Here is a 17,217-nt window from a genome sequence, read left to right as displayed (position 1 = left end):
ATGCCGTCGTCGCTGGAGATCTTCGCCAACCTTTTCTATCTGGTTTCGGTGCTGCTGGCGGCGCGCAACTCGGTGCACACCTGGGCGGTCGGGCTGGTCGGTTGCGTGCTGTTCGGCTGGTTGTTCTTCAGCGTGCAGCTGTATGCCGACGTGACCCTGCAGGGCTTCTTCATCCTAACCAGTCTGATCGGCTGGTGGAGCTGGATGCATGGCCGTGGCGGCGACGCCATGCCGATCAGCCGTACGGCCTGGCCAGGATTGTCCCTGGCACTCGCCGTGGCGGTATTGGTGGCGCTGGCCTACGGCGCGCTGCTGCACCATTTCACCGACGCCTACGCGCCCTTCATCGACTCGCTGGTGCTGACCTTCAGCGTACTGGCGCAGCTACTGCTGATGCGCCGCAAGCTGGAAACCTGGTACGGCTGGCTGCTGGTCAACACCCTCGCGGTGCCGTTGTTCGCCTCGCGTGAGCTGTACCTGACCGCCTTCATCTACCTGCTGTTCTGGTGCAATGCCTGGTATGGCCTGTACCGCTGGCGCCAGGAACTGAAGGCTGAGATGGCCTGACATGAGCAAGCGATTCGCCGCCGGCCTGGTGGTGGGCAAGTTCGCGCCGTTGCATCTGGGTCATGAATGGCTGATCCAGCAGGCTCAGGCCCAGTGCGAGCAAGTAGTGCTGCTCAGTTGGGCGCACCCCGAACTGGCAGGTTGTGAACCTGAACGGCGGGCGAACTGGCTGCGGATACGCTTTCCTGAGCTGCGCAGCTGGGTGGTGACGCCTGAGTGGGTGGCTGCCCAGCGGCAGGCGGGGCTAAGGCTGCCGGACCTACCGCACGAGTCCGAGGCGGATGCCGTGCAGCGCGAATTCGTCGCCGCGTTCTGCCTCGCCGTGCTGGGCCAGCCAGTGGATGCGGTGTTCACCAGCGAGGCCTATGGCGACGGTTTCGCTGCGCACCTGGCGGCGCGCTTTCAGCGCCCAGTGGCGCATGTCGAGGTGGACCGGGCGCGCCAGCAGGTGCCGATCTCGGCCACGCGCTTGCGCGCCGATATCCATGGCCTGCGTCACTACCTGGCGCCACAGGTCTACGGCGATTTCGTCGAGCGCATCGCCTTGCTCGGCGGTGAGTCCACTGGCAAGAGCAGCCTCGCCCTGGCGCTGGCCGAGGCACTGGGCACGCGACATGCCGCGGAATATGGCCGTGAGCTCTGGGAGGAGCAGGGCGGCGTGCTTGCCTATGACGATCTGCTGCGCATCGGCTGCACTCAGGTCGCACGTGAGCAGGCGTTGGCCGGGCAGTGCCGGCGTTACCTGGTTTGCGACACCACGCCGCTGACCACGTTGTTCTACTGCCGCGAATCTTTCGGCCGCGCCGAGGCCGAGTTGGAACAGTTGGCCGAGCGGCGTTATCACCACCTGTTCCTGTGCGCCGACGACTTCCCCTTCGTGCAGGACGGCACCCGCCAAGACGAGACCTTCCGCCGCCGGCAGAACCAGTGGTACGAGCAGCAGCTGCAGCGTCGAGGTCTGGCCTTCACCCGCCTGACCGGCTCGCTGGCGCAGCGCGTCGAGCAGGTGCTGCTGCGCTTGAGCAGTTAGTCGCGCGCAGTGGGCTCAACGATAGCGGGCGAGAATGGCGTCGAACTCGCCGTCCTCCTTCATCTGCACCAAGGCACGCAGCAACGCCTGGGTTGGTATGTCCGGTCCGTCGCGGACGAGGCAGGAGATTGGGTCGGCGCTGACCTCGGCGAGCGCATGCAGCTGTTTCTCGCGCGGTTGGTTGCGATTGAACCAGTCCAGGCTGAGCTGGCTGCTGATTGCATAGTGATAACGGCCGGCCCCGAGCTTTTCCAGGGTCAGCTGTTGGGTGCGGGCATCCTCACGCTGGATTTCGCCGCTGGCCAGTTGTGGCTCCAGGCTGGGGTAGCTAAACCCTAATACGGTACCCAGGCGCTTGCCGTGCAAACGCTCCAGGGTGAAGTCAGCTTCGGCGCTGCGCCCGACGATCAGGTCGCGTTGCACCATGAAAGGCAGGCTCCAGATGTACTGGTGATGGGGTTCGCTCAGCCAGTCCGGATTGACGTAACAGCGCACGTCGAGTTCGCCGCTGGTCAGCAGGCGCTGTACGCGCAGGCGCGGCAACACCAGCATCTCGGCGCGGCGGCCGACCTTCTGCGCCAGACGCAGCTGCAAGTCGTAGAGAATCCCGCCGCGTGCCTGGCCGTCGACGATGCTGACCATCGGCATGGCCCAGCTCTCGTTCACCGAGAAACGCAAAGGGCGTTGCTCCTGTGCTGCGCTTGTCAGACTGAGCAGAACTAACAGAAGGCAGAGCGAGAGACGCATGTAATTACCGAGTTGAAGGCGTTTGCTGTTCAGCCTAGACGACCAGCGTTCAGGCTGGCGCCGGCTCGAAACTGTCGGCGCGGGCCATGCGCCACATGCGCTGGTAGAACTCGCCGCTGACCTCACCGTTGAGCAGCTCGCCCGGTGCAAGGAATACGTGCTGCTGCGAGAACAACTTGATCTCGGTGGCCGACAGGCGCTGCACCAGGTGCTTGGCATCGATCTGCGAGGGGTGGTCGAGGCCGGCGGCGGCGAGCATCTCGGCCAGCGCTCTGAGCGTGTTGCGGTGGAAGTTGTAGACGCGCTGGGCCTTGTCCTCGACTACCAGGGCGCGCTGGCGCAGCGGGTCCTGCGTGGCGACGCCAGTGGGGCACTTGTTGGTATGGCACGACTGCGACTGGATGCAGCCGATGGCGAACATGAAACCGCGCGCCGAGTTGGCCCAGTCGGCGCCGATGGCCAGCACGCGGGCGATATCGAAGGCACTGACGATCTTGCCGCTGGCGCCGAGCTTGATCTTATCGCGCAGGCCGCTGCCGACCAGGGTGTTGTGGACGAACATCAGGCCCTCGCGCAGCGGCACGCCCAAGTGATCTGTGAACTCCAGCGGCGCCGCACCGGTGCCGCCTTCCTTGCCGTCGACGACGATGAAGTCGGGCAGGATGCCGGTCTCCAGCATGGCCTTGACGATACCCATGAACTCCCAGGGGTGACCCAGGCAGAACTTGAACCCCACCGGCTTGCCGCCGGAGAGCTCGCGCAGCTGGGCGATGAACTGCAGTAGCCCGGTCGGCGTGGAGAAGGCGCTGTGGCGTGACGGCGAGATGCAGTCCTCGCCCATGGGCACGCCACGGGTGTTGGCGATTTCCTCGGTGACCTTGTGCTTGGGCAGGATGCCGCCGTGGCCCGGCTTGGCGCCCTGGCTCAGCTTGATCTCGATCATCTTCACCTGCGGGCTGGCCGCCTGCGCGGCGAAGCGCTCGGGGTCGAAGCGGCCGTCCGAGGCGCGGCAGCCGAAGTAGCCGCTGCCCAGTTCCCAGACCAGATCGCCGCCGTGCTCGCGGTGGTAAGGGCTGATGCTGCCTTCGCCGGTGTCATGGTAGAACTCGCCGAGTTTCGCCCCTTCGTTGAGGGCGCGAATGGCGTTGGCACTGAGTGAGCCGAAGCTCATCGCCGAGATGTTGAACAGCGAGGCCGAGTACGGTTGGCTGCATTGCGGCCCGCCGATCTCCACGCGAAAGCTGCAAGGGTCGCTGAGCGGCGCCGGGCGCATCGAGTGGCTGATGAACTCGAAGCCGTTCTGGTACACGTCGCTCAGGGTGCCGAAGGGCTTGTCCGAGCCTTCGTTCTTGGCGCGGGCGTAGACCAGCGAGCGCTGGGCGCGGGAGAAGGGCAGCTGTTCGGCATCACCTTCGAGCAGGTACTGGCGGATTTCCGGGCGGATGCCTTCGACCAGATAGCGGATATTGCCCAGGATCGGGTAATTACGCCGCACTGCATGGCGGGTTTGCAGCAGATCGCCGATACCGATCAGGCTGAGCACGCCGCCGATTAGGGTTAGCGGCCATATCCATTCATGAGCGAGGAAGGGCAGGCTGGCCAGGGTGAACAGCACGCAGAACGCGAAGAATGCATAGCGGCTGAGCAAAGAGAGGTTCATGAAGATTCCCGGAACGTGAGTCAGGTGGAGATTTTAGACTAAACGGCTATAACGGGTCACGTTCTGTCCGTACAGACACTCTCAAGGGCTAAGGACGAACACCGATGCCCTGTGGCACACTCAGTGGCCCGGAGCCAACCATCGCCAGAGCTTGGCCCGCGTCTCCCGATTTTTCGGCCTGCGCCCCATTGTCGCCGGCCTACTGCCTGAGGCCGCCAGCGGCCAAGAAGAGGAATGAGCGTGCATAACGTCGTGATCAGTGGTACCGGCCTCTACACCCCGGCCAACAGCATTTCCAACGACGAGCTGGTGGCATCCTTCAATGCCTACGTGCAGCAGTTCAACGCCGATAATGCTGAAGCCATCGCCCGTGGTGAAATCGAGGCACTGAGCGAATCCAGCAGCGGCTTCATCGAGAAGGCCTCGGGTATCAAAAGCCGCTTCGTCATCGACAAGGACGGCATTCTTGATCCGCAGCGCATGGTGCCGCGCATCCCTGAGCGTTCCAACGACGAGTGGGGCATTCTCTGCCAAATGTCCGTCGCGGCGGCCCATCAGGCGCTGGAGCGTGCCGGCAAGACCGTCGCCGACATCGACGGGGTGATCGTCGCCTGCTCGAATCTGCAGCGCGCCTATCCGGCGGTAGCCATCGAAGTGCAGGCCGCGCTGGGCATCGACGGCTGGGGCTACGACATGAACGTGGCCTGCTCCTCTGCCACCTTCGGCATCCAGGCCGCGACCACCGCGATCCAGACCGGGCAGGCCCGCGCCATCCTCATGGTCAACCCGGAAATCTGCACCGGTCACCTCAACTTCCGCGACCGCGACAGCCACTTCATCTTCGGCGACGCCGCTACTGCGGTGATCATCGAGCGTGCCGACCAGGCCACCTCCAAGCACCAGTTCGATGTGGTCGGCACCAAGCTGCTGACCCAGTTCTCCAACAACATCCGCAACAACTTCGGCTTCCTCAACCGCGCCGCGGAAGAGGGCGTGGGCGCCCGTGACAAGCTGTTCGTGCAGGAAGGCCGCAAGGTGTTCAAGGACGTCTGCCCGATGGTCGCCGAACTGATCGCCGCGCACTTGGCCGAGCACCAGCTCAATGTCGCTGACATCAAGCGCTTCTGGCTGCATCAGGCCAACCTCAACATGAACCTGCTGATCGCGCGCAAGTTGCTCGGTCGCGACGCCGAGCCGCACGAAGCGCCGGTGATTCTCGACACCTACGCCAACACCAGCTCGGCCGGCTCGGTGATCGCTCTGCACAAGAACCAGGACGACCTGCCGGCGGGCAGCCTGGGTGTTCTAAGCTCCTTTGGTGCCGGTTATTCCATCGGCAGTGTAATTTTGCGCAAGCGTTGAACTCTCTGTAGGAATGCCTGACGTGCACGGGGTGTTCGGCTTCGTGCGCAGGCCTGACCTACGGGAGTTCCATGTCCGATTCCGATCTCTTGGGGCGCCTGCTCGCCGGCGAGCAGAAGGCCTACCGCGAGCTGGTGGCTCGCTATCAGGGTGCGATGCGGGCGGTGGCCTACGCCATCGTCGGCAGCCGCCATGCCGATGAGGTGGTGCAGGATGCCTGGTTCGCCGTGGTGCGCAACCTGGCAGGTTTTCAACGCCGCGCCAGCCTCAAGACCTGGCTGCTGACCATTACCGCCAACACCGCCAAGACCCGACTCAAGCACAACCGCCGCGAGGTGCTGCTCGACGACCTGCCCGCGCCCCATGGCACGGTGGGTGACGGGCGTTTCGCCGATGACGGCCACTGGCTGCTGGCGCCGCATGCCTGGCATCAGGACAGCCCCGAAGCGCTGCTGACCGAAGACGAATTGCGCCAATGCCTGGAACACACATTGGCCAGCCTGTCCGAACTGCAGGCCAGCGTGCTGGTGCTGCGTGAGCGTCAGGGGCTGGAGTTGGAGGCGATCTGTAATCTTCTCGACATCTCCCTCTCCAATGCCCGTGTGCTGCTGCACCGGGCACGCCTGAAAGTCTTCGCCACCCTGGAACATTTCGAGGAGACAGGCCAATGCTGACCTGCAAGGAACTGGTCGCTCACTCCAGCGATTATCTCGACGGCCAACTGACCCTACGCCAGCGCCTGGCCGTACGCGCCCACCTGGCCATGTGCGGCAACTGCCGACGTTTTATCCGCCAGATGAAATTGACCCAGGCGGTGATCCGGCAGATGCCGGATGAGGAGCTACCCGCGCTCGACGCCCTGGCCGAGCGCCTGGCGCAGGTTCGGCGCAATCAGGGGTAAGCCATGTGCTTGCTGGACGGCTTGGTTGCGTCCTCAGGCGTAGGGTGGATGACGCTTTTTTTCATCCACCGTTTGCGGTGGCTGTCCGGGCTACTTGCTAGCGCCCCGCAGCCAAGTTACCGCTTTTGGAGACTTGTTCCTTAAGGCCAATTTTCAACCACAAACTACCACCTGACTGTATTGAAAGCTTTTTCATCTTTTTTGCTTTGCGCTTCAATATGGATGGTTTTTCGTAATAACCAAATCTTCGCTTGTGCCAGCGCCGATCTGTCTCGTGCTTCACCTTTTTCTTGAAATTGCGTAATGCAATCTCAATTGATTCATTATCTTCTATGTTGACTGTAATTGTCATTTTTTTGCATTTTAAGGACCGACGCCTGTCCATATTTGCTTTCTAACGTTTGGTTAAGGGGCGGGCTTTAGCCCGTCCCAGTGAGCGCAGTGAACGGTTTGAACCTCTTGTTAGATTTTGCATGGCGAGTTTTCAAACATTCTTTTAATTGTTTTGGTGTGCTCATTTTTGCTGGCTGAATAAAATATTTTTCTGTCCAGAAGAATGCGTTTCATTGAGATGTTTGAAGTTAAGTGACCGGGTTTCACCTGAAGTGTAATGGCTTCTTCGATTGGCTCGCCAGTAACCTCTATCTCGTAAGCTTCAATTTCACCGTTTTCCTTTCGCATTGTGCTTTTGTGAAGGAAATGTATTTTCTGCTCTTTAATCATATGGAATATCCAACGATTGAGATAGCTGGCGGCCAAAAGCGTAACTATTACTGACCAGTAAGGGAGGCGAGGAAAAGTTGACGCATTATGAGTTCTTCAGTAGACCCTCTACCAGTTTTACCGCCTGTAAGGTTTCAGGTGGAAAATAACTGTTGTCTCGGATGTTTGCGTACATTTCCTGGAGGCTCTGCTCAAATGCGAAAATAAACTCTGGGTTCTTCTTGCCTATGGTTTGCACGAGAGGCTGTCAAAACTGCAATTGTTTGAGTTGCTTGGTCTGGAAGCGGGTTGGACATACGTATTTCTCCGAATTAAAAAACCTAACGTTTAGTTAGGGGGCGGGCTTCAGCCTGCCCCAGTGAGCGAAGCGAGCGACTTGAACCAATTATTAGGCATGGCTATTACTCAGTGCCACCATAATTTTTCATTGCCCCAAGCTGTACTGCGGTGACTACCGATAATAGGCTAGTTCCAATCATCAGCCTTTTCTTTCTTTATACGTATGAAATATTCCTACTAAGCGAGTAAGAGACCAGTCGTTTGAAAGTTCATGGCCGGCAGGCCAAGAAAATATCCCGCCACCGCTGACGCCACGGGGACTAAGCGGGTTCATCTTTTTGCCATCGATTGGGGAGATGGCGTTTTTCTTACGAAATCGAACGATAATACTGGAGTCACTAGTTAAATTCAGTTCATTGTATGTTTCTTTCGTAGCCGAGAGGCCACGATAGGATGCAAATTCTGAACTAAAAACATCGCCTTTTTGACGCGATTTGCTTGCTGGGTAGCCGCAAATTGAGTACATTTTTAATTAATTTGCGTTATGGGTTATTTCACATCTTGATTGATGTAAAGGCTTGAAGTGAGCAAGCAGGCTTCTAGCAAAGGTTTTGTCGAGCCTGAAGTAAGCTATATCTACGGTGTCTTCCGATCTTTTGCTTTCAGGCAACAAGTCCACATATGCCATGTATCCATCAATTTCGGATATTCCGTTTGCGGTTGGGGTCAACAAGCTCCCGTACTCAGTTATGTCTGTAACGTGCGCTGCGGTAAAAAGAAAAGGAGCTCCTTGGAACTCGATAAATATACCGGTTCCAACCTGCTCAACTTTTCCTGAGCTTAGGTGTTCTACAAATATCGGCACAAGAGAATCGTGTGGATCGATAGCGTACATATAGAGCCTAACGTTTGGTTAAGGGGCGGGCTTTAGCCCGTCCCAGTGAGCGAAGCGAACGGTTTGAACTAGTTGTTAAGCGTTTTCGCTCAGCTGAATTCTGTTCATTAGCTTTTTATATTCTCTAAATTCTTGAAGGTATCGCTTATTTTTTACTAGGTGCTCAAAGTGTAATTTTAGCCTGGCGATTTGTTGCTTTGACAGTGCTTGAGGTTTTAAAAGCCTGGCAATTCTTTCTTTTATAAAGCCTGAGTAAGAGTCAAAGTAGTCCATCTCAATATATCTTATTGCTAGTTCTATACAGGCATTGTCGCCTTTCTTGATTCCGTTGCCTATTTCATATAGTGATTTTCTATACTGTAGCCAGTTGTAGCGATCAGGCATCCAGGACGGCGCACCGGGTTCAGATGCCTCGCCAGAATCAATTTCAAAAGAGCCGCCCAGCGACTTATGCAGCGAAACGATTTCAGCTTTGGACCAGCCACTGGGAACGCCGTGATAAATGTCTAATGGCGTATTTTGTGAAGACTGACGATCCATGTTTTGCCTAACGTTTGGTTAAGGCGCGGGCTTTAGCCCGTCCCAGTGAGCGAAGCGAACGATTTGAACCATTTGTTATGTGCCTTACTCAATAGTTGTGGTGGACTTCCCATTTGGCAGGCGCACTGTATGTATGGTGTGTGGGTAGTTTTTCCCCACTGAGCGATAAATGTCAACCACATCAAATAGTGTTATCAGGTAAAGTCCAGATTTCCTTTTGTGGTCAGAGCAAAAGAAAAAGCCTATTAGATTTTTCCCATTTGGGATGAAGGGTACAAAATGGTGGCTGTGAATGAACTGATTGCAGAGGTCGTATATTGATATTTCTGTATATTTCAAATTTCTGAATTCGTACTCAGGCTCTTTAATGCGTGTGATTATGGATTCAGGATTTCCGCGATAAGGAATTTCTTGGATATTGTATTTCTTTTTCGAGATGTGATCGGATACTTTCTTTGACTCGATTAGCTTTCTGATTGAATAGAAGCCGATAAATATTTCTTTCTCTACAGTATAAAAATTTTTCTCGTCCCAGCGTGTTTGAATAAGTCTGCGCTCAAGCCTGCTTGCAAGTTTGAGGAGATCATCTTTCCAATAGCTGGATTCGTGAATCATGAGGCCCCTCAATAAGCACATAACGTTTGGTTAAGGGGCGGGCATTAGCCCGTCCTAGTGAGCGAAGCGAACGGCTTGAACCAGGTGTTAGCCGAACGCACGGAAGATATCCCCCAAATCACTAAGTCCCTCGTGGACGCGCTTTAGCTTCCCGTCTCTTAAGTAAACAGCTGCTACCAGAAACGGCACATTGATGCAGCAGAACGAGAGTATGCCCCAGAAGCCCTTGGGAAGCAGAAAGACTGCGGTAACGATAAGCACGAGCGCAGAGATGGACATATACACAACTCTGAGAGGAATAAAGCTTCTACGGTCTGTATCAATACTGCGCATTGCGAGCCTTAAGCTAACAGTGATTAGATGGATGGCGGTACTAATCCGATAGTAGAGCCTTCCATCTAGCTCCGCACCATCCCGTTTCGCTTCGCACGAAAATTCCCTTCCAATCATGGCCTTATCGCTGTGCTCCGGCAGTCCGCTGTATTCGCTTGACCTCTTCTTTTTGCTCCAGCATTGCGCTTGGCACACCGCGAGGTGGATGTTCAGGCTACTGGCTATCGAAAGCATCGCCGCTGAAGCGCCTCCCACGGTGTGGTGGATATTCCTGTCCCTGGGGGAGGGGCTTTCGGCTCTGGCATCCTGCTTCGCTCTACCTACTGCATCCATGCAGTCGTAGCCGCGACTGTAGCGGGCAAAGCGCCCCCGGATTTCATCCGGGCTACGAAAACTTTTTTCGCCCGCTGTAACGCCCGCATCCCTGCCTCGTCAATTGCTGCGAGGGCGCCAACCTGGCCCCGCATTCGAAACCGATGGAGAGATGCCATGAAACAACTCAATACCCTGACTGCCACCCTCGGCGCTGCGCTGCTTACTTCCATGGCGTTCAGTGCTCACGCGGCCAGCAACCCCTTCGCTGCGCAGGAGCTGGCCAGCGGCTACAGCCTGGCCGCTGCCGAGAAGGCGCAGGAGGGTTCCTGTGGCGAAGGCAAATGCGGTGGCGAGATGAAAGCCGACAAGGAAGGCAAGTGCGGCGAGGGCAAGTGTGGTGGCGAGAAAAAAGCCGACGCCGAAGGTAAATGCGGCGAAGGCAAGTGCGGCGGCGAGAAGAGCGAGTAAGGGCAAGGGGAGGACGGATCATGCGACTCGCAAACCTCACTGGCGCCGGTCTCGGTCTGCGTCGCGGGCTGCTCGCCGAGCTGATCGGCGATGAGGCCAGCGGCGCCGACTTTCTCGAAGTGGCGCCGGAGAACTGGATCGGTGTCGGTGGCCGGTTGGGCAAGCAGTTGCGCGCCCTGAGCGAGCGCCGGCCGTTGCTGTGTCATGGTCTGTCCCTCAACCTCGGCGGCTTCGCGCCGCTGAACCTAGAGTTGCTGCACGCCATCAAGGGCTTTCTCGACGAGCACGGCGTGCTGGCTTACAGCGAACATCTGTCGGCCTGCGCCGACGTTGGCCAGCTGTATGACCTGATGCCGCTACCGTTTTCCGACGAGTCGGTGGTGCGCATCGCCGAGCGCGTGCGCATCGTGCAGGACCTGCTGGAAAGGCCGCTGATCATCGAGAACGTCTCGGCCTACGCGCGCATGCCTGGCGAACTGGATGAGGCGGATTTCGTTCGCGCCGTGCTGGAGCGTGCCGACTGCCAGCTGCTGCTGGACGTCAACAATGTCTACGTCAACAGCCTGAACTTCGGCTTCGATGCCGAAGCCTACATCGCCGCGATGCACAGTGAGCGCATCGCCTATCTGCACGTCGCCGGTCATTACGACCAGGCGGCAGACCTGAAGATCGACACCCACGGTGCGCCGGTGATCGACCCGGTGTGGGCGCTGCTGAGCAGCGCCTACGCGCAGCATGGCGTGCGCCCGACGCTGCTGGAGCGCGACTTCAACTTCCCGCCGCTGGCCGAGCTGTATGCCGAGCTGGCGCATATCCGCAGCCTGCAACAGGCCGTGCAACCGCTGAGCAGGTACGGTACATGAGCGGCATTCAGCAGCAGCGCGATTTCGCTGCACGTATTCGCCAGCCTGAGGCGCAGTCTTTGCTGCCGGGCATCACGGCCGAGCGCATGGCGGTCTACGAGGAGCTGTTCTTCAACAACGTCGCCAGCCTGGTGGGCGGCGCCTTTCCGGTGCTGCGTGGGGTTCTCGGAGCCGAGCGCTGGCAGCGGTTGCTGCGCGCGTTCTTCGCCGAGCACCGGGCGAGCACGCCGTACTTCCTCGAGATCAGTCAGGAGTTCATTGCCTGGCTGCAGCAGGGCTATCGCGCCGAGCCTGACGACCCTGCGTTCATGCTGGAGCTGGCCCATTACGAGTGGGTCGAGCTGGCGCTGGATGTCAGCGACGCGCAGTTGCCCGAGCGCGGCTGGTCGCCACTGGCCTGGCCGCTGGCCTATCGCTGGCCGGTGCAGAGGATCGGTGCTGATCACCACCCCACGCAGCCACCGGCCGAGCCGACCTGCCTGCTGGTCTGGCGCGACCGCCAGGATCAGGTGCGCTTCATGCAACTGGCGCCGTTTGCTTATCAACTGGCGCTGCGGCTGCAGGCTGGCGAGCCGCCCGTGCAGGCGCAACAGGCGCTGGCCATCGAGCACGGCCTGGCCGCTGATCGCGCCTATTTCGCTAACGCTCGCGCGCTGCTGGATGACTGGCAGACGCGCGATATCTGGTTTCCGTATCCCGAGGACTGACCACCATGATCGCTTTACTCAATCGCTGCCAGGACGCGCTGGAGGCTTCCCGGCGCCTGGATTTTCTCGGCCCGCTGCTGCTGCGCCTGTATCTGGTGCCGGTGTTCTGGATGGCCGGCACGCAGAAGCTCAAGGACATCGACGCCACTGCCGCCTGGTTCGGCAATCCGGATTGGGGGCTCGGCCTGCCGTTTCCCGAGCTGCTGGCCTGGGCAGCGGCGCTGACCGAGGCCGGTGGCGCCATTCTGCTGCTGTTCGGATTTGCCGTGCGCTGGATCAGCATCCCGCTGATCGTCACCATGCTGGTGGCGATTTTCGCCGTGCACTGGCCCTATGGTTGGCAGGCGATTGCCGACCCGTCCGCGCCGTTCGCCAACGAGCGCGTGCTAGCGGCGGCGGAAAAGCTCGAACGGGCGCGCAGCATCCTGCGTGAGCACGGCAATTACGACTGGCTGACCGCCAGCGGCAAGTTCGTGGTGCTGAACAATGGCATCGAGTTCGCCGCCACCTACCTGGTGATGCTCGTGGCGTTGTTCTTCAGTGGGGCAGGGCGCTGGTTGAGCATCGATTACTGGTTGGCGCGACGTTTCCGAATTTCCCGTTAGCCCAATGGGTTGTCCCTGCGCCGGCTCTCGCGAAATTCGCCGGGCGTCTGCCCGGTCCAGCCCTTGAAGCTGCGGTGGAACGAGCGTGACTCGGTGAAGCCCAGGTAACAGGCGATGTCCTGGATCGCCAGGTCGCTGCGCAGCAGGTAATGCTCGGCCAGTTCCTGGCGCAGCTCGTCGAGTATCTGCTGGTAGCTGGTGCCGGCCTGCTGCAGGTGGCGCTGCAGGGTGCGCACGGTCATGTCGAACTTCTCCGCGACCCGTTCCTTGCGCGGCAGGCCGTCCTTGAGCAGCAGGCGCAGGGCGTTCTTTACCCGGCGGGGCAGCGGCTCGTTGTCGTCCAGTCCTGCCATCAGGGTCAGGGCATGTTCTTCCAGCGTGCGCAGCAGGTTGGCGTCGGCCTGGCGCAGCGGCACGCCGAGGTAGTCCAGCGGCACCAGCAGGGCGTTGCAGGGCTGTTCGAACCGCACCGGGCAGCCGAACAGCTGCTGGTATTCGGCCAGGTCGGTGGTGGCCGGTTGCGCGTGTTCGAACCAGACCTCGCGCGGCGAATGATCGGAGTCGGCGATCCAGCGGGCGTACAGCAGCCAGGAGGCGAGTACGTTCTCGACCATATGGCGGCGAACGTCCGGCGCCTGATGGCGGCAGCTCCAGATCAGCCGCACGTGATCCTCGGCTGCCTCGATACGGCTGGTGCCCATGTCGCCCACCAGTTTCTCGTAGGGCACGATGCGGCCCATGGCTTCGCCGAGGGTGGCGCAGTTCATGGCGATATAGCCAAGTACGCTCCACGAGCCGGGCTGGACGAAACGCGCCGAGTGCAGGCCGAACAAGGGATCGCCGGAAACCTCCATCAGATGCGCCAGCAGGCGTTCGTGCACCTCGCTGGGCATGCGCTTGCCATTGTCGGCCAGGTCCTGCGCGGCAATCCCGGCGGCGGCCAGGGCGCGGTCGATATCCAGGCCGAGCTGTTCGGCCTGGCGCAGGTACTTGAGCAGGGCGGGAACCGAGGTATAGCCGAGGTTTTCCATGGATTCTTCTTGTTCTGCGATGCCTGTCTTGATTGGCGATAGCGCCTGTCCCGATTCGACAGTGACGGAAATCGGCGGCTGGCTAGTATAGGCAGCCATAAGTGCTGATCGGAATGGGGGATGCGATGCGACGCTGGAACGGATGGGGTGACGAAGCGACCGAGGTGGAACTGCCGGCCCATGGCGAGGCCTTTCTCGCCGAACTGGTCGGGCCGGGCCAGCGTCTGGCCGATGCCAGCTTGCAGGATGTCCTGGCGCGTGTGCCGGCCTCGCGTCTGGCCCCGCATCCGCTGATCAGCGTTGATGCCGAAGTGCGCGTGCGCCATGCCCGTGGCCAGAGCCTGCCGGACTGGCTGGCCATGCGCTCCGGCGAGTTCGGCCTCTTCCCCGATGGCGTCGCCTGCCCGGAGAGTGCCGAGCAGATCCGCGAGCTGCTGGCCTGGGCACAGCAGCATGACGTCAGCCTGATCCCCTACGGTGGCGGCACTTCGGTGGCCGGCCACATCAACCCGCAGGCCGGGCGGCGCCCGGTGCTGACCCTGTCGCTGGAGCGCATGACGCGCCTGCTGGATATCGACGAGGACAGCCTGATCGCCACCTTCGGCCCTGGCGCCAACGGCCCGCAGGTGGAAAGCCAGCTGCGCGCGCGCGGCTATACGCTGGGCCACTTCCCGCAGTCCTGGGAGCTGTCGACCCTCGGCGGCTGGGTCGCCAGCCGCTCCAGCGGTCAGCAGTCGCTGCGCTACGGGCGCATCGAGCAACTGTTCGCCGGCGGTAAGCTGGAAACCTTCGCCGGCACTCTGGAGATTCCCACCTTCCCGGCGTCGGCCGCCGGCCCCGATCTGCGCGAGCTGGTGCTGGGTTCGGAAGGGCGCTTCGGGGTGATCTCCGAGGTGCGCGTGCGCATCAGTCGCCTGGCCGAGCAGGAGCGCTTCTATGCGGTGTTCCTGCCCAACTGGCAGCAGGCGCTGAGTGCCATTCGCAGCCTTGCGCAGGCGCGCGTGCCGCTGTCCATGCTGCGTCTGTCCAATGCCATCGAAACCCGCACCCAACTGGCCCTGGCCGGTCACCCGCAACAGATCGCGCTGCTGGAGAAATACCTGGCCCTGCGCGGCGCTCGCGATGAGAAGTGCATGCTGACCTTCGGCGTCACTGGCAGCCGGGTGCAGAACGCCGCTTCGCTGAAACAGACGCGGCGCCTGCTCAAAGGTTTTGGCGGCGTGTTCACCGGCACCCTGCTGGGCAAGAAATGGGAGCACAACCGCTTCCGCTTCCCCTATCTGCGTCACGGTCTGTGGGAGCGCGGCTATCTGGTGGACACCCTGGAAACCGCCACCGACTGGTCCAACGTCGACAACCTGTTGAACAAGGTCGAGGCAAGCCTGCGTGACGAGCTGGCCGGGGAGGGCGAGCGGGTGCACGTGTTCACCCACCTGTCGCACGTCTACGGCGAAGGTTCGAGCATCTACACCACCTACGTATTCCGCCCCGGCAGCGACTACGCCACCGCCATGGCGCGTTGGCAGCGGCTCAAGGCAGCGGCCAGTCGCACCATCGCCGGAAATCGCGGCACCATCAGCCACCAGCACGGCGTGGGGCGCGACCACGCGTCTTATCTGGCGGCGGAGAAGGGCGAGCTGGGCATGGCCACGCTGCGCAGCCTGGCCACGCACTTCGACCCGGAGCAGCGCCTGGCTCCCGGCGTGCTGTTGCAGGATTGAGCATGGAACTGTGGAACGCCCGCTGGCGCGAGCGTGCGCTGCCTGAACTGGCCGCGCGCGACTGGGATTTGCTGGTGATCGGCGGCGGCATCTGCGGCGCCGGCATCCTGCGTGAGGCGGCGCGGCGTGACTGGCGCTGCCTGTTGCTGGAGCAGCGCGACTTCGCCTGGGGCACCTCTAGCCGCTCGTCGAAGATGGTGCACGGTGGCCTGCGTTACGTTGCCAAGGGCCAGATTGGGCTAACCCGCGACTCGGTACGCGAACGCCAGCGCCTGCTCGGCGAGGCGCCGGGGCTGGTGGAACCCTTGAGTTTCGTCATGCCGCATTACCGCGGCGGCTTCCCTGGTCCCAAGGTATTTGGCGGTCTGCTCAGCCTCTACGACGCTCTGGCCGGTAAGCGCAATCATCTGTTCTATCCGCTGCAACAGCTGCGCTACCTGGCGCCGGGCATCCGCGAGGACGGCCTGCTCGGCGGCACGCGCTTCTTCGACGCAGTGACCGACGATGCCCGTCTGGTGCAGCGCGTGCTGGGCGAGGCGCGCGCCGAAGGTGCAGAGGCGCTCAATGGCATGCGCGTGGTCGAGCTGCTGCGCGAGGTGGGGCAGGTGGTTGGTGTGCTCGCCGAGGATGTGGAAACGGGCAAACAGTACCGCCTGCGCAGCCGCGCCGTGGCGCAAGCCACTGGTGCCTGGGCCGATCGTCTGCGCCAGCCCGGTAATGGCCGGGTTCGACCGCTACGCGGCAGCCACCTGCTGCTGCCGAGCTGGCGCCTGCCGGTGGCGCATGCCTTCAGTTTTATGCACGCCGCCGATGGGCGGCCGGTATTCGTTTTCCCTTGGGAGGGCGCGACGGTTATCGGCACCACTGATCTGGATCATGCGGACGATCTGGATACCGAGGCGGCGATCAGCAAGGAGGAGGTCGACTACCTGCTGGCCGCCTGCGCCCAGCAGTTCCCGTGCGCCGAAGTGACGTGCGGCGATGTGTTGTCGGCCTGGGCCGGCGTGCGCCCGGTGGTGGGCGATGGCAGCGCCGGGCTGAAACCCTCGGACGAAAAGCGCGAGCATGCTCTGTGGATCGAACCGGGCAGCGTAACCCTGGCCGGCGGCAAGCTGACCACCTTCCGCCTGCTGGCGCTGGAGGTACTGCGCGCCTGCGCAGGCTTCGTCGGCAAAGCGGTGGACCATCAGGGCGGCGCGGTCTTCGCTGCGAATACGCCGACACCGGTGCCGGCATTAAGCCCGGCGCAGCAACGCCGTCTGGCCGGTCGCCATGGCCGCCAGCTGGGCGAGGTGCTGCGCCTGATCGACGAGGTGGGCGGCGATTGCGTCGCGGGTACAAACACCCTGTGGGCCGAACTGGCCTGGGCCGCCGAGGGCGAGCTGGTGCTGCACCTGGACGACCTGCTGTTGCGGCGCACGCGCCTGGGTTTGCTGCTGGCTGAAGGCGGCCGCGCCGAGTTGCCGCGTATCCGCGCGCTATGCCAGCCGCGCCTGGGTTGGAACGATGCGCGCTGGCAGCAGGAGGAGGCGGATTACCTGGCGCTTTGGCAGCGCTGTTACAGCCTGCCAGAGACTTAATGATGGCGCTGCCGACTTTCCGTAGGAGCGAGCTCTGCTCGCGAATGCGGTTAGCGCAAAAGCTTCGCGAGCAGAGCTCGCTCCTACACGGATTCCGCGTACAGGTTGTAGCCCGGATGCAATCCGGGGATGAACGACGATGCAGCTCCCGGATTTCATCCGGGCTACGTAGCTAGATTGCGGTAACTCCGATCAGCTCCCTCTCCCGCTTGCGGGAGAGGGTTGGGGAGAGGGAAAGCGTTTATTCGCAGGCCACCTGGCTCAGACGGAACACC

20 protein-coding genes are annotated in these 17,217 nt (G+C 61.0%); 11 read left to right on the top strand and 9 right to left on the bottom strand.

Features of this window, described 5'->3' with window-relative positions; translation table 11 throughout:
* Positions 1-567: a nicotinamide riboside transporter PnuC gene (pnuC, locus tag B2U07_RS04500; RefSeq protein WP_275544549.1), complete on the top strand. Its 567-nt coding sequence runs from the start codon at positions 1-3 to the stop codon at positions 565-567.
* 1 nt (position 568) lies between these two features.
* Complete coding sequence (locus B2U07_RS04495; protein ID WP_275544550.1) at positions 569-1,597, top strand: AAA family ATPase; 1,029 nt, start codon at positions 569-571, stop codon at positions 1,595-1,597.
* 15 nt (positions 1,598-1,612) lie between these two features.
* Here the strand turns inward: B2U07_RS04495 and B2U07_RS04490 are convergent, their stop codons facing one another.
* Both B2U07_RS04490 and B2U07_RS04485 read right to left on the bottom strand, forming a co-directional pair.
* Positions 1,613-2,275: a substrate-binding periplasmic protein gene (locus B2U07_RS04490; RefSeq protein WP_275544551.1), complete on the bottom strand. Its 663-nt coding sequence runs from the start codon at positions 2,273-2,275 to the stop codon at positions 1,613-1,615.
* Positions 2,276-2,393: 118 nt separating this feature from the next.
* Positions 2,394-4,004 carry an FMN-binding glutamate synthase family protein gene (locus B2U07_RS04485; protein ID WP_275544552.1) on the bottom strand — a complete coding sequence of 537 codons (1,611 nt, stop codon included), beginning with the start codon at positions 4,002-4,004 and terminating at the stop codon, positions 2,394-2,396.
* Between the two features lie 240 nt (positions 4,005-4,244).
* On the opposite strand from B2U07_RS04485, the gene B2U07_RS04480 reads away from it, so the two are divergent.
* From B2U07_RS04480 to B2U07_RS04470, 3 genes are all read left to right on the top strand, one after another.
* Entirely contained in the window at positions 4,245-5,366 is a 1,122-nt protein-coding gene (locus B2U07_RS04480) for a beta-ketoacyl-ACP synthase III (RefSeq protein ID WP_275545321.1), read from the top strand.
* Between the two features lie 71 nt (positions 5,367-5,437).
* Positions 5,438-6,040: an RNA polymerase sigma factor gene (locus B2U07_RS04475; RefSeq protein ID WP_275544553.1), complete on the top strand. Its 603-nt coding sequence runs from the start codon at positions 5,438-5,440 to the stop codon at positions 6,038-6,040.
* Complete coding sequence (locus tag B2U07_RS04470; RefSeq protein ID WP_275544554.1) at positions 6,034-6,267, top strand: anti-sigma factor family protein; 234 nt, start codon at positions 6,034-6,036, stop codon at positions 6,265-6,267. Before B2U07_RS04475 ends, B2U07_RS04470 begins: the two co-directional genes overlap by 7 nt.
* A gap of 97 nt (positions 6,268-6,364) precedes the next feature.
* Here B2U07_RS04470 and rpsU read toward each other — a convergent pair whose 3' ends face one another.
* From rpsU to B2U07_RS04440, 6 genes are all read right to left on the bottom strand, one after another.
* Entirely contained in the window at positions 6,365-6,619 is a 255-nt protein-coding gene (gene rpsU, locus B2U07_RS04465; RefSeq protein ID WP_275544555.1) for a 30S ribosomal protein S21, read from the bottom strand.
* Positions 6,620-6,729: 110 nt separating this feature from the next.
* A complete protein-coding gene (locus B2U07_RS04460; protein ID WP_275544556.1) occupies positions 6,730-6,990 on the bottom strand; it encodes a hypothetical protein in 261 nt (86 codons plus the stop codon).
* 811 nt (positions 6,991-7,801) lie between these two features.
* A complete protein-coding gene (locus B2U07_RS04455) occupies positions 7,802-8,164 on the bottom strand; it encodes a hypothetical protein (protein WP_275544558.1) in 363 nt (120 codons plus the stop codon).
* A 75-nt stretch (positions 8,165-8,239) separates the two neighbouring features.
* Positions 8,240-8,704, bottom strand: coding sequence for a hypothetical protein (locus B2U07_RS04450; protein WP_275544559.1), 465 nt, complete (start codon positions 8,702-8,704; stop codon positions 8,240-8,242).
* Positions 8,705-8,788: 84 nt separating this feature from the next.
* Positions 8,789-9,319 carry a hypothetical protein gene (locus tag B2U07_RS04445; protein WP_275544560.1) on the bottom strand — a complete coding sequence of 177 codons (531 nt, stop codon included), beginning with the start codon at positions 9,317-9,319 and terminating at the stop codon, positions 8,789-8,791.
* A gap of 87 nt (positions 9,320-9,406) precedes the next feature.
* On the bottom strand, positions 9,407-9,985 hold the full coding sequence (locus B2U07_RS04440) for a hypothetical protein (RefSeq protein WP_275544561.1): 579 nt from the start codon (positions 9,983-9,985) through the stop codon (positions 9,407-9,409).
* A gap of 156 nt (positions 9,986-10,141) precedes the next feature.
* Between B2U07_RS04440 and B2U07_RS04435 the strand changes: the two genes are divergently transcribed.
* From B2U07_RS04435 to B2U07_RS04420, 4 genes are read left to right on the top strand one after another with little or no spacing between them, the layout of a single operon-like run.
* On the top strand, positions 10,142-10,435 hold the full coding sequence (locus B2U07_RS04435) for a hypothetical protein (RefSeq protein WP_275544562.1): 294 nt from the start codon (positions 10,142-10,144) through the stop codon (positions 10,433-10,435).
* A 20-nt stretch (positions 10,436-10,455) separates the two neighbouring features.
* Positions 10,456-11,298 (top strand): DUF692 domain-containing protein, encoded by an 843-nt coding sequence (locus tag B2U07_RS04430; protein ID WP_275544563.1) that lies wholly within the window; start codon positions 10,456-10,458, stop codon positions 11,296-11,298.
* Positions 11,295-12,005, top strand: a complete 711-nt coding sequence (locus B2U07_RS04425) for a DNA-binding domain-containing protein (protein WP_275544564.1) — start codon at positions 11,295-11,297, stop codon at positions 12,003-12,005. Before B2U07_RS04430 ends, B2U07_RS04425 begins: the two co-directional genes overlap by 4 nt.
* Before the next feature lie 5 nt (positions 12,006-12,010).
* A complete protein-coding gene (locus B2U07_RS04420) occupies positions 12,011-12,610 on the top strand; it encodes a DoxX family protein (protein WP_275544565.1) in 600 nt (199 codons plus the stop codon).
* Here the strand turns inward: B2U07_RS04420 and B2U07_RS04415 are convergent.
* Positions 12,607-13,641, bottom strand: coding sequence for an AraC family transcriptional regulator (locus B2U07_RS04415; protein WP_275544566.1), 1,035 nt, complete (start codon positions 13,639-13,641; stop codon positions 12,607-12,609). The two genes, B2U07_RS04420 and B2U07_RS04415, sit on opposite strands and share 4 nt — an antisense overlap.
* A gap of 125 nt (positions 13,642-13,766) precedes the next feature.
* Between B2U07_RS04415 and B2U07_RS04410 the strand changes: the two genes are divergently transcribed.
* Together B2U07_RS04410 and B2U07_RS04405 are read left to right on the top strand one after the other, a co-directional pair.
* Positions 13,767-15,362, top strand: a complete 1,596-nt coding sequence (locus B2U07_RS04410) for an FAD-binding oxidoreductase (RefSeq protein ID WP_275544567.1) — start codon at positions 13,767-13,769, stop codon at positions 15,360-15,362.
* 2 nt (positions 15,363-15,364) lie between these two features.
* Positions 15,365-16,942, top strand: a complete 1,578-nt coding sequence (locus B2U07_RS04405) for a glycerol-3-phosphate dehydrogenase/oxidase (protein WP_296275983.1) — start codon at positions 15,365-15,367, stop codon at positions 16,940-16,942.
* Positions 16,943-17,217 lie beyond the last annotated feature (275 nt).

Origin of the sequence: Pseudomonas sp. UBA7530, assembly GCF_002479365.1 — a bacterium.
Lineage (GTDB): Bacteria > Pseudomonadota > Gammaproteobacteria > Pseudomonadales > Pseudomonadaceae > Aquipseudomonas.
This window is presented reverse-complemented; position numbering and strand designations above follow the sequence as displayed.